Below are 12,102 nucleotides of genomic sequence, written 5' to 3' on the forward strand. Positions count from 1 at the left end.
GACATATATATTTTTCACTTGGTTTTCATAGAACTTTTTACATTACCATCTTGTATCTTAAATCATACACTAAAAACGCAGTATCTAAAAGCAATTCAATAGTAATTCACATAACCTTCGAATTACTTACATACAGCGTAAGTGCAGCTATCGCCTCGGGGTCCGCAGTTCAGACACCTCTCGCTTTCCGCGGGCGGCCGGCAAGCCTCCTCGCGCTATCGCGCTGTGGGGTCTCGCCAGGCCTATCCTCCCGCAGGAGTCTCTAGGTGTCTGGACTGCTCCGAGGAAAGGCCATATTTGGAACACTATTTTTCATTTTAGGAATAGAACGCTGATCTTAGGGGGGATAAGTTTCCATTCATAATAATCATCCCTACCAGTTCAGTTTCCCGGAGGACGGTGACTCCTGCGGGAAAGCGGAGACGATGAGACCCCGCAGGAAGTGCTTTTCTTCCGAGGAGGCTCAGCGCGGAGCCCGCGGAAAGCATCCGTCCTCCGGGAAACTGAACGGCGATTAAAGCTCCGAACTAAATGAATGTGCAAAACACTTACGCTGTATGTAATCAAAAGAAGCATGCTAATTCAATGATCAGCATGCTTCTTGTTTATTTTATCGTCCGGCATTTTCAGGGAAGAGCCTGTCTAACATTGTGCCGATTTGATCAAAGAACCCACCGATCGGGCGCCCTTGGTTCATATCATCAGCATAGTTCGTAGTTAAATCAAGAAAATCGGGATTCGTTGAAACATAAACATTATCTATATCTTCGTCAACAGAACGGACGATATCACCAATTCTATCTTTAATTTCATCTGATAATTCATCATTATCATACCCGTTATTCTGGTTACGATTCTCCGTACGGTTTTCACGATCAATATCCAAATCCGCCGCAACATAAGCATTATTCCTCATCGTAAGGACATAAGCATTGTCAATCTCATCAATTTCATTGGTAATTTTATCTGCAGCTTCTTCAGCTACTTCATAACGGGAATCACCATCGTTTCCATCATTCCTGCGGTTATCATCTCCAACCCCGTTATCATCTCTACCCCAGTTATAGTTATCGTCTGTAACTCGGTTTTCATCATTTCTAGCCAAGTTATCGTCTCTACCCCGGTTATCCCTGTTCTGATTCCTATCCGCATTGCGCTCCATCACATAGTCCCTATCATCATTAGCGACTCCGTCACCAGTATTTCGATACGTTGTCGGATTAACGTTTGGATTATTTGTTCCTCGCTCTGCATTATTTCCGCCTTGACATGCTATTAGAGCTAGGACGAGCACAGCAAATATACTTAACAATTTCCACTTCATTCGTAAATTACCTCCTTAACTATTTGCCCTTAGTATGTTACGTACGAATGAGTTTATTCTGGATTTCGGTCATCCTTTTTTTGGTACGGAGACCATATTTGTTGGCGGGAGGTAAGAGTGGAACTGGGAACAATACAACTAACTGCTAAAGAGTTAGGAGGAGAGAGATGATTCCTGATTATGATAAAGCATTGTATTATACACTTTGGGGACAATGGGATGAATTGTTAGTTTTGATGGTTCGTACAAATGACGACTTTTTATCAAAGAAAATTGAACATTTTTTAAATGCTTACCACTACTCTTTGGATGAGGATAAAATTATGCATTCACATGATCAATTGCTGTATTATCTCGATCATGCGATGCGCAATAATGAGGATGCTACGATTTATTTAGAGGTATAAAAATACAATTAGTCCAAATACTTGCTTTAGAGTGTTTGGACTTTTTTAATATTCCTTATTTAATTTCTTTATTTGGAAAGGTTCTTCAGGGATTGTATCTGTAAAGTAGAACGAATGAATCTTATCCATTTTTTCTTCATCGATTTTAATTGTTTCCAGCAGTTCTTCCTCATCAGACTGAATAAGTGTCGCGAATTCCTCATTCATTGATATGTCGTTTTCCATGGCACGATCTCTTACTTCACCTGGTACACGGAAAGCGGTGTATTGCCAGTCGGTATTTTCTGTTTGGAAATATTCTTTAATATTATTTGTTATTTCCATTTTTTCATCCGTTGTATAGCTGACCCCAATAAGAACTTCTTTTCTTTCAAACGTATCACAGCTGCCAAGTATTTCAGATAGTACTTCTTGGAAATTTCTTTGTTCCAATCCATTCAACTGTGAGACAAGACCTTCTGCATCTTGGTTAAGTGCCGTGATGTCAAGAACACTTAGATTCTCATCAACCTTCAGCTCGATACTCGGATTAATATCAATATTTACGTAAGCGTATGTATGATCTTCATTTACAAAATACAGTACAGAGAACAAACTTAGCATTAAGATAAGGCATAAAGAAATAAGCTTTACGTTCCAGCGTTTCCTTTTCCGGGAACGGACCTTTGATATATACCTGTTAAAATAAACTTCTTCGCCAACCGAAGTTTTTTCGTCATAAGGGACAGCTATTTCAAAGGATCCGTCAGCAGTAAGGACAATGACAAAATTCCGATGTTTCTCCATGATGATTCCTTTCCTCACTGCTACCCCTCCTTTATGTACTCCTTTAGATATAAATAGTTTTCATCAAAGATAATAAACATCGCTAAGATATACTTTCTGTTTCTTTCGAGTGTTTTCTTACTAACAGGTACACGACTTTCCATTTTTTTAATTGGTAGTTTCTTTTTGGTTTTTACATATTCCCTAAGTTCTTCATCTTTTATAAGCATACGGGCAATTTGTACAGATGTTTCTCTCGTATTTCGGTGTTTTGGAGCAATTTCCGTCAATTCAAGGAGAGATAGATTATATTCCTCCAGCTTTTGATGATATTCCAGCGTCTCTTCCCGGCGATTAAGGGCTAACTGCTCATCCTGATATTGTTCAATGACAGCCGAAATCTCAGCAGGATTCTCCATCGTTTCCTCATCATACGTTTGATCGAATGACACGATATGCTGTCGCCTTGCATTATACCGGATATAATCAATAACCTTCCTTGAAACAATTAATTTAGCAAAAGAAAGAAACGACGAACCTTTCGCCGGTGAATATAAAAATATCGCTTCATTAAATGCTGATAACCCAATACTGAATTCATCGTCCCGTAATGGATCAATATACCGTTTGCACACTTGGGATACAATCTTCACCATGAACGGTTGAGAGGACTTCAAGAGGTAGTCATGCATTTCTTTATCTCCCTGTTGCACTTGCATCACGATGTCTTCCAGGGGTACCTGATCTGTCTGGTTAGATAATTCCATTGCCAGCACCCCCTGCTACTACTATATATTTCGTTTCTCTGATTACTTTTTTGGGTGTAGTATCTATTTGTTTTAATTCTAGGTAGTTTTTATTCAAAATTATCTTTTTCATGTTTCTCCCACCAGTTTTTTTCTCTTTTTAGAACAATTTTATGACTTATGTATTACATATCTTACCGTTTTTCTATCTCAAACGGTTTACAGCCCGATTAAAAATGTATTACTTATTCAAATGAGCTAGTTCCCTTGCTGGATAAGAACGAAACATAAGGGCTTTATTCCCGGGAATGGTGGTATTTCGGAGTTGTCCTGTACGGGGAGTTCTTAATAGAACATCTTCTTTACTAGTAGGATATCAAGGTATAAAGCCCTTTTAGATAAAAAGAAGCACAGGTCCTTTAGGTTCCTGTGCTTCTTTTTATTGGAGTGATTTTAATATATCTTCATGACTTGGGTAATTTGTCTTGTCTGCGAATTGCTCAACCGTTTCATCAAGATAGACATCGCCTTCATACCAATCAACTGAAGTAATCCGATCAATTGCGTAAGGGTAATAATCTTTAACCATTACATTACTACTTGTTATAATAATATACTTCACATTCCAATCATCATCATATATAAAATTAGCGACTTTACCAAGTTTCCCATTTTTCCCATGGACACGGGCTTGCATTATTTCTTCATGGCTGCGCAGATCATTATCCCGGTGCTGCCTTATTAATTCTTCCTCGTCCGCATCGTACACCGGGTTTGCGATTCGCTCATACCATTCTTCTTCGTTACTTCCTACTCTTCCAAGTGGCCGCTTTTCACCACTCAGGATTACATCATCGTGCCAGTAACGGGTCCAGCCAAAATAGTTGAAGAGCTGGTTTTCTTTATCCCTCGTTAAATCCGTTCCTTCTGGGACGGGCGGACTGTTTTTAATCGTATTTTTGTCATATTCTACTTCCATTGCTTCCTTCTCTGTATTTACACCGATAAAAATGTCCGGTGGAAGCAGGACTTTCCGTTCAGGCAGCCATTTTCTTGTATCTACAATAACGTAGCGGATCTTCCAATCGTTGTCATCAATATATATGTCTTTAATTTTTCCCATTTCTCCATCTGTTGCGTCGATGTTATAAGTCAGCAATGAAGATGTCAAATGATACATACATTTCGCCTCCATTCGGGTTTTTCTTCTAATTGTTTCTTACCCGATAAGGCTATGGTTAAACTAGTTGACTTGATCGTAATAATAGTCGATTGGAACGAATAGACCCACTCTGCCGTGGTTATCGTGATTCAATGTAGCAAAGATGACGCCAATCACCTCTCCATTTTCCGCAATAATTGGACTTCCGCTATTCCCCCAATAAACCGGGGCCTCGATCATTAGAACCGGTTGCTCCCAACTTGATAGCTGCGTAAACCCGATAATCGTTCCTTCATTGGCAATCCCATTAAAGCGGAGCGGGTTTCCAATGAAATTAATTTTTTCATTTTCTGAAAAAGTTGTCGCTTCAGCAAGAGTTAGGTGAGGAAGTTCCTCTCCGTCCACTTCCACAACCGCCAAGTCGACATCAGGATAACTTGCAACAACTTCCCCCCAATGAAGCCCATGCTCAGGGAATGCTACTGTAACGGACGTCTCCCCTTCAATGACATGATGGTTCGTGATAATTGTTCCGTTATCATTAATGGAAAAACCAGTACCCTTCCCGTCTGTCGTTTCAATTACAACGACTGCCTTCTTATATTCCTGAATATCCGCTTGCTGAGATAATTTCATCGATGTCTGTAAGAAATCAATTGCCGGAATGGAAAATGTCTGAGGAAGTAACGCAATCACATTAAACAGCATTGCTAAAGCGATTACCCAGAAGACCCACTTTGGAAAAATACTTTTTGCCGGGGCTTCTCTCCGCTCCTTTGCACGCTGCAGTGCCTTTTGCCGCTCTTCTTCCACAAGTTCTAATAATTCTTCTTCATCTATTTCTTCATAAAGATCCGTATCAATAATATCAATTTCTTTTTCTTCCTGATCCTTCTTTTCCATCATGCACCCCGCCTATGACACACTCGCTCGTGTTCTGCCTTGCTGCATTTGATACATTTGATAGTATAAACCTTTCTCTTCAATAAGTTTATCATGGTTCCCCTGCTCTTTAACAGCACCATGGTCAAGGACGAAGATCATATCTGCCTCTTGAATCGTTGATAAACGGTGGGCGATGACAAGCGTTGTCCGGTCCTTTTGCAGAACTTCCAGTGCACGCTGAATAATGCTTTCTGTTTCTGTATCCATATTTGCAGTTGCCTCATCTAATATTAAAATCGCTGGATCAAATGCGAGGGCGCGGGCGAAGGAAATAAGCTGTCTTTCACCTAAAGAAAAAGTACTGCCATCTTCCGTTACGATTTCATCATATTTTGCTGGCAGTCTTTCAATAAAACTTGCAGCTCCAACCGCTTCCAGTGCTTGGATTGCCTTCTCTCGTGAAATACGGGGATCATTCATTGTCACATTCGTCAGGATTGTTCCCGTAAATAAAAAGGGATCCTGAAGCACAATTCCCATATGACTTCTTACTTGCTGTCTCGACCATTCCATTATCGAATAACCATCAATTGTTATTTCACCTTGGTTCGTATCATAGAAACGGAACAGCAAGTTCATAATCGTACTTTTCCCCGAGCCTGTATGACCGACGAAGGCCGCTGTCTCGCCAGGCTTTACTTCAAAAGAGATATCTTTTAACACATCATCGACACCGTTATATGAAAAGGTTACCTTATCGAAAACGACATTCCCCCGGTACCGTTGGATACTTTTTGTATTAAGGTTTTCCCCCTCATGGTCCATCAGTTCAAATACTCGGTGACCTGCTACCCGCGCTTGCTCTATTAATGGGAGCTGATTCACAATATCTGTCACCGGCTCAAAAAGCCTAGTTATATAATCAACGAAAGCATACAGCATTCCAATCGATAAGACACTCGTTGCAGTGAGAGAACCGGAACCGAAATACCAGATAAACCCGACAAAGGTGAGATTTCGGAAAACCGTCACAAGGTTATAGGAGGTGAGTGCACTTAATCGGACTAATTTCTTCTGGTACGTATAATGTTTTTCATTTAATTGTTCAAATTCTTCCTGTGTTTGTTTCTCCTGATTAAATGCTTGGATAATCGTCATTCCTTGAATCGCTTCATTAATCTTTCCATTAATATCGCTGATTGTCTTGCGAATGACTTTATTATATTTCGTGCCAAAGTATTGATACCCTTTCATCCATAAATAAATGAGGGGAATAACGAGAAGACACATCGCTGCGAGCTTCGCATCAAGAATGAATAAGGCAATAAAAATCCCTGCCATATAGACGAGACTGGAAACAACGATGGATAATACCCGTTCATATAAATCACGGATTGCCTCAGTATCATTTGTTATTCGTGCAACAATCGTTCCTGCTGGTCGGTCGACAAAGTAATTGATCGGAATCCGTTGTATATGACTAAATAAGTCCATGCGCATTTTTTTAATAATTTGATTGGAAGCTTGTTGCAACAAGTAAGTTTCAAAGAATTGAAAGACACCTGCTAAAAGTAACAGCACCATATAAAGAGCGAGTAAGAGAATGATTGGACGTTGCTCCGGATAAAAGAAGGCGTATGATTCACTCAAGTTCAGTCGCGTTGCCTCATATTCTGCTGTTTCCTCACCGAGTTCAATTGCAATTACTTCATCATCTGAAATATCTCTTGTTCCCTGTAGCGGTACTTCGTTTTCAATAAAATAATAGGAAATACCGATTTGCATTACCGTAAGTGGTTCCCCAATAATCTCATCGTCCGTGTCCAAGCGGTCGACCCGTTTATATAACTTATCATTATACTTGATTGTATAGCGGTCATTCAGCTCAGTTACCTCCTGCCAGTATCCTTCCACCCCTAGAATATGATCGTCGATTACAGTTTTTGCAATCAACGGACCGGCAAGTTCTAACGTTACAGCAATCGCGAGACAGATTAAGCCAATCAAGATACCTTTTTTATAATGCAATGCATAGCGGAAAAGACGCCTTTCTGTTGAAGGCTTTTTCATCGTCCTCACACCTCCGTTCCTTCCAGTTGTTGCTGTTCGTACTGGTGCTTATACCAACCATTATTTTTCATCAATTCTTCATGATTCCCCTCTTCAACAATTCGGCCTTGTTCTAGAACGATAATATGATCAGCATGTGTAACAGCCGACAGACGGTGTGCAGCAATGAACGTCGTTTTATTTTTTCTTTCGTTCCGTAAATTTTTAATAATCATCGCTTCCGTCTTGCCGTCAACTGCAGATAAGGAATCGTCAAGAATTAATATTTCCGGTTCTTTGATAAAGGCTCTAGCAAGTGCAAGCCGTTGCTTCTGGCCACCAGAAAGCGTAATTCCACTTTCACCAACTTCTGTGTCAAGTCCATTCGGAAGCTGCTTCAAATCATTCAAGAAATAGGCAAGATCTAAAGCCCGGTAAATTTCCTCGTCGGTTGCTGCTAATTTACCAAACTGAATATTTTCCCGGATTGTTTTTGAAAACATCATTTGATCTTGTGGAACATAACCAATCCAACTGCGAAGACTGGCTAAGTTCAATTTATCAATCTGGATCCCAGATAAAGTAATTTTACCTTTCATACCAGGGTACTGGCGGAGCATGAGTTTGAAAAAGGTTGTCTTCCCTGCACCAGTCTTACCAACTACACCAATTGTTGCACCTTTAGGTACGTGTAAATTAATATCTTGCAGTTGATTATAATTCGTATCCGGATAAGAAAAGCTGACCTGTTCAAAATCAAGCTGAGAAATACTACTTAGTTCCTGAGCTGCTTCCGGGTTCGTTACATCCGCTTTATAATTCAATGTAGCATCTACTCGGTCGAGGGAAGCATTTCCTCGCTGCAAAATATTAATCAGCTCGCCTACCGCAAACATTGGCCAAATAAGCATTCCAAGATATACGTTAAAAGTCACTAGATCGCCAAATGTCAACTGATTTTCAAAAACAAGAAATGCACCATAACCTAACCCGATCGTATAAGATAGACCGACTAAAATTTTCATCGTTGGTTCGAATAATGCGTCGATTTTTGTCACTGCCATATTTTTGAGATAGACATCTTCTGTCATTCTGCCGAACCGTTGCAGCTCTTGTTCCTCTTGAACAAATGCCCGGATGACCCGTACTCCACGAACCGATTCAAGCACGTCATTATTCATCTCGCCAAAAGCTGCTTGGGCTTTCATAAACCGCGCATGAATTGCTGCACCATATTTATTCATGATAAATGCCATTACTGGTAATGGTAGTAATGCTGCCAATGTCAGCTTCCAACTGATTGTAAATCCCATCATTGCAATAATCATCAACATGAAAATACTCGAATCAACTAACGTCAACACACCGAATCCTGCCGTTTGACTTATCGCTTTCAGATCATTTGTCGCCCGGGCCATCAAGTCACCTGTCCGATACTTTCCAAAGAAAGTCGGCGTCATTTTTAAAAAGTGTATCATCAATTTCGTCCGCATCCACTTTTCGAGAATCACTGCCCCACCAAACAATGTGTAGTCCCATAAGAAAGAAATCGTATAATGGGCAGTTAATAAAACGATAATGATAAGGATAATCGACTGGAGCAACTCCATTGTCAATGTATTGAATTGAATCTGATCAATGGTAAATCCAATTACTTTCGGCGGGATTAATCCGATTGCACTTGCGGTACATAAAGCAATAATTGCAAAACTATATCGCTTCCAATAATGTTTAAAGAACCAACTCAGTTTTTTAAAGACACCAAACATCCCTTCACCTTCTCCAATTTTAATAAATCTCCTAATTACTTTCATTCAGCGTAAGCGTCTTTGCTTATTCCTTTAGTTTAGAACTCTAATCGCCGTTCAGTTGCCCGGTGGACGGATGCTTTCCGCGCGCACAGCCGAAGCCTCGACGCACAGGACGTGCTAATGCAGACGTTGCCACAGGACGTGGCGTACTTAGTCTGCCTCGGGCTATCGCCCTGCGGGGTCTCCGGACTCGTGCTATTCCCGCAGGAGTCACCGTCCACCGGGCAACTGAACTGGTAGACAGGGTTATTATTAATGGAAACTAACCCACCACCATGATTAGCGATCTAATTCCTAAAATGAAAAATAATGTGCCAAATCAGGCCCTTCCTCGGAGCAGTCCAGACACCTCGAGACTCCTGCGGGAGGATAGGCCTGGCGAGACCCCACAGCGCGATAGCGCCAGGAGGCTTGCCGGCCGCCCGCGGAAAGCGAGAGGTGTCTGGACTGCGGACCTCCAGAAGGAAGCAGCACATACTTACGCTGAATGAAAGTAAACATAATAAAAAAACACACGGATGGTTGGTGATTCGTGTGTATCGGGGTAACGGAAGTGGAAGAATATTTCTGATTCCGTAATAAGTATAGTATCTTAATTTTTAATAGTCAATCTATTTTTATTCTGTTATGATAACACTCTAATGCGGCATAGTTTTAGGCACAAAAAAAAGAATATCTCAAACTCCTTGAGTTATTCCAAAATATACTTATATCGGATGTTGGTAATTTATTCTCTATTTACTACGCGTTGCTGTCGTTCTTTCCCAAAGTTGATCATTCGTTCCACTTTTTCAAAACTCACTTCTGTGGCTACAGATATATCCTTTATGGAGACAAAAGGGTTTTTCTTGATGAAATTCCAAACTTGTTCGCTTTCCTTAAGGCATGTCTGGCACAACATAAAAGGACTGTTATCCATAGATTCCTGGCATAATCGGCAATTTCGAACAATTTCTCTCATCATCTTTCACCCCTTATTTAGTTTTCTAGTTCACCATACCCCATTATTTTAAATAATACAAGCATTATTTTAGAATTTTGCAAAAAATGATACTTCTGTATTACTTAGATCCCATACTAACTACTCATGAATTTTATGTCTTTTATTTATTTTGTCGAATTTCGGGTGTATATTAAAATGGACAACTGGATAATAAAACTACCATCCCAGTTGCCCATTTTTTATCTTTTCTCTACTTCCTTAATAATTTCAATCACACGGTCGCGGGTCGTTCCCGGTTCAAATTGCTTCATCTTATCATGAATGACGGGTGCTGTTTTTACAAGTTGAAGTAATTCCTCCGTCAATTTATCTGGGGTTAGTTCTTCTTCTTGAAGTACGCGGGCAAATCCTTTTTCTTTAAACGATCTTGCATTGACAATTTGGTCTCCTCGGCTTGCTTCAAGCGATAATGGGACAAGTAACATCGGAATACGGAGTGCTAAGAATTCATATATTGCATTGGATCCTGCACGCGAAAGAACAAAGTTAGTCGCTGCAAAGATATCACGTAATTCTCCATGGACATATTCAAATTGTGCATAGCCCAAGGCATCAATTGTTGAATCGACTTTCCCCCGACCGCAAATATGAATAATTTCAAATTGCTGCAACAATTCCTGTAAATTAATTCGCACTGCTTCATTAATAATTTCCGAACCGCCGCTTCCTCCCATGATAAGCAAGACTGGTTTTTCTCCTTTTAATCCAGTGAACTTCAGGCCTTTTTGTCTATTACCAGTAAAGAGTTCTTCTCTAATGACCGCACCAACATATTCCCGTTTTTGTTCCGGAAGAAATTCAAGTGTTTCTTCAAAAGTAGAAAGTACCTTCTTCGCAAATGGTATCGATAATTTGTTGGCAAGACCTGGTGTGTAATCCGACTCATGAATAACAGCTGGAACACCGCGCAGTTTAGCGGCAATTACGACAGGAACAGAGACAAAACCACCTTTCGAAAAAATGACGGACGGTTTTCGTTTGCCGATAATCCCGTAAGCTTGCATTGTTCCTTTTAATACTTTAAACGGATCTTTGAAGTTTTCTATCGACATATAGCGTCTTAACTTCCCCGTTGAGATTGGATGGTACGTTACACCTTCCAATGGTTCAATTAAATCCCGTTCGATTCCTTCATAAGAACCGATATAATCAATCTCCCAACCAGCCTGTTGATATACTGGGATAAGGGCTAAATTCACAATCACATGACCGGCAGTTCCCCCACCGGTGAAAAGAATGCGTTTATCATTCTCCATCTAACGCTCTCCCTCTCTTTATTAGAAAACTTGGTTATCACCAAGTCTTTCGGTGACAACCTTAGTTGCACTTATGCAGTAAAAAGATTTATACTTATCTTTCCGCCATAATGCCATATCCTTCAATTAGTTTATATGAAATAGCAGTAAAAAGGAAGGATAAAGTGAAACTTCATTCAGCGGGGAATTCCTTACCTCCCCACTGAATGTTAATTGAACAGAATCAGGGATTTACGGACTGTATATCCCCCACCTTCACATCTTGGGCTTCTCTCTTGTCTAGAAGTAGGGGTATTACAGACCGTTAATACGTGATAAAGTGAAACTTCATTCAGCGGGGAATTCCTTCCCTCCCCACTGAATGTTAATTGAACAGAATCAGGGATTTACGGACTGTATATCCCCCACCTTCACATCTTGAGCTTCTCTCTTGTCTAGAAGTAGGGGTATTACAGAGCGTTAATACGTGATAAAGTGAAACTTCATTCGGCGGGGTATCCTTCCCTCCCCACTGAATGTTAGTGGAACAGAATCAGGTATTTACGGACTGTTTACCCCCTTCACATATTGGGTTTCCCTCATGTTTAGAGATGGGGTATTACAGACCGTTAATACGTGATAAAGTGAAACTTCATTCAGCGGGGTATCCTTCCCTCCCCACTGAATGTTAGTTGAACAGAATCAGGTATTTACG

The 12,102-nt window shown here is 40.4% G+C and carries 11 protein-coding genes; 1 reads left to right on the forward strand and 10 read right to left on the reverse strand.

Annotated elements, in window-relative coordinates:
- Nucleotides 1–610 precede the first annotated feature (610 nt).
- The gene (locus IEX94_RS17030) at nucleotides 611–1,324 is read right to left on the reverse strand and encodes a YhcN/YlaJ family sporulation lipoprotein (RefSeq protein ID WP_188859148.1); all 714 of its coding nucleotides are present in this window, start codon (nucleotides 1,322–1,324) and stop codon (nucleotides 611–613) included.
- 167 nt (nucleotides 1,325–1,491) lie between these two features.
- Between IEX94_RS17030 and IEX94_RS17035 the strand changes: the two genes are divergently transcribed.
- Nucleotides 1,492–1,731 (forward strand): YhdB family protein, encoded by a 240-nt coding sequence (locus IEX94_RS17035; protein ID WP_156854681.1) that lies wholly within the window; start codon nucleotides 1,492–1,494, stop codon nucleotides 1,729–1,731.
- A gap of 45 nt (nucleotides 1,732–1,776) precedes the next feature.
- On the opposite strand, the gene IEX94_RS17040 is transcribed toward IEX94_RS17035, so the two are convergent.
- The 9 genes from IEX94_RS17040 to murG form a co-directional block, all read right to left on the reverse strand.
- Nucleotides 1,777–2,535 (reverse strand): anti-sigma factor domain-containing protein, encoded by a 759-nt coding sequence (locus IEX94_RS17040; RefSeq protein WP_188859149.1) that lies wholly within the window; start codon nucleotides 2,533–2,535, stop codon nucleotides 1,777–1,779.
- A gap of 2 nt (nucleotides 2,536–2,537) precedes the next feature.
- Nucleotides 2,538–3,263, reverse strand: a complete 726-nt coding sequence (sigI, locus tag IEX94_RS17045) for an RNA polymerase sigma-I factor (protein ID WP_188859150.1) — start codon at nucleotides 3,261–3,263, stop codon at nucleotides 2,538–2,540.
- Nucleotides 3,250–3,375 (reverse strand): hypothetical protein, encoded by a 126-nt coding sequence (locus tag IEX94_RS20055; protein WP_255454331.1) that lies wholly within the window; start codon nucleotides 3,373–3,375, stop codon nucleotides 3,250–3,252. Before IEX94_RS20055 ends, sigI begins: the two co-directional genes overlap by 14 nt.
- Before the next feature lie 306 nt (nucleotides 3,376–3,681).
- Nucleotides 3,682–4,422, reverse strand: coding sequence for a PRC-barrel domain-containing protein (locus tag IEX94_RS17050; protein ID WP_188859151.1), 741 nt, complete (start codon nucleotides 4,420–4,422; stop codon nucleotides 3,682–3,684).
- A 63-nt stretch (nucleotides 4,423–4,485) separates the two neighbouring features.
- Nucleotides 4,486–5,307, reverse strand: coding sequence for a S1C family serine protease (locus IEX94_RS17055; RefSeq protein ID WP_188859153.1), 822 nt, complete (start codon nucleotides 5,305–5,307; stop codon nucleotides 4,486–4,488).
- 12 nt (nucleotides 5,308–5,319) lie between these two features.
- Nucleotides 5,320–7,359 (reverse strand): ABC transporter ATP-binding protein, encoded by a 2,040-nt coding sequence (locus IEX94_RS17060; protein WP_188859155.1) that lies wholly within the window; start codon nucleotides 7,357–7,359, stop codon nucleotides 5,320–5,322.
- A 5-nt stretch (nucleotides 7,360–7,364) separates the two neighbouring features.
- Nucleotides 7,365–9,107, reverse strand: coding sequence for an ABC transporter ATP-binding protein (locus IEX94_RS17065; protein ID WP_188859185.1), 1,743 nt, complete (start codon nucleotides 9,105–9,107; stop codon nucleotides 7,365–7,367).
- 769 nt (nucleotides 9,108–9,876) lie between these two features.
- Nucleotides 9,877–10,113 (reverse strand): hypothetical protein, encoded by a 237-nt coding sequence (locus IEX94_RS17070; protein WP_229782778.1) that lies wholly within the window; start codon nucleotides 10,111–10,113, stop codon nucleotides 9,877–9,879.
- Nucleotides 10,114–10,331: 218 nt separating this feature from the next.
- The gene (murG, locus tag IEX94_RS17075; protein ID WP_188859158.1) at nucleotides 10,332–11,408 is read right to left on the reverse strand and encodes an undecaprenyldiphospho-muramoylpentapeptide beta-N-acetylglucosaminyltransferase; all 1,077 of its coding nucleotides are present in this window, start codon (nucleotides 11,406–11,408) and stop codon (nucleotides 10,332–10,334) included.
- Between the last annotated feature and the right edge of the window lie 694 nt (nucleotides 11,409–12,102).

It is taken from the genome of Oceanobacillus indicireducens (assembly GCF_014647195.1).
Classification (GTDB): Bacteria; Bacillota; Bacilli; order Bacillales; family Amphibacillaceae; genus Oceanobacillus; species Oceanobacillus indicireducens.

Excerpts from the sequence above, each read along its gene's own strand:
- IEX94_RS20055 (WP_255454331.1), bottom strand. The coding sequence starts at position 3,375 with ATGAAAAAGATAATTTTGAATAAAAACTACCTAGAATTAAAACAAATA.
- IEX94_RS17030 (WP_188859148.1), bottom strand. The coding sequence starts at position 1,324 with ATGAAGTGGAAATTGTTAAGTATATTTGCTGTGCTCGTCCTAGCTCTA.
- IEX94_RS17050 (WP_188859151.1), bottom strand. The coding sequence starts at position 4,422 with ATGTATCATTTGACATCTTCATTGCTGACTTATAACATCGACGCAACA.
- IEX94_RS17065 (WP_188859185.1), bottom strand. The coding sequence starts at position 9,107 with ATGTTTGGTGTCTTTAAAAAACTGAGTTGGTTCTTTAAACATTATTGG.
- murG (WP_188859158.1), bottom strand. The coding sequence starts at position 11,408 with ATGGAGAATGATAAACGCATTCTTTTCACCGGTGGGGGAACTGCCGGT.
- IEX94_RS17070 (WP_229782778.1), bottom strand. The coding sequence starts at position 10,113 with ATGATGAGAGAAATTGTTCGAAATTGCCGATTATGCCAGGAATCTATG.
- IEX94_RS17060 (WP_188859155.1), bottom strand. The coding sequence starts at position 7,359 with ATGAAAAAGCCTTCAACAGAAAGGCGTCTTTTCCGCTATGCATTGCAT.
- IEX94_RS17035 (WP_156854681.1), top strand. The coding sequence starts at position 1,492 with ATGATTCCTGATTATGATAAAGCATTGTATTATACACTTTGGGGACAA.
- sigI (WP_188859150.1), bottom strand. The coding sequence starts at position 3,263 with ATGGAATTATCTAACCAGACAGATCAGGTACCCCTGGAAGACATCGTG.
- IEX94_RS17055 (WP_188859153.1), bottom strand. The coding sequence starts at position 5,307 with ATGGAAAAGAAGGATCAGGAAGAAAAAGAAATTGATATTATTGATACG.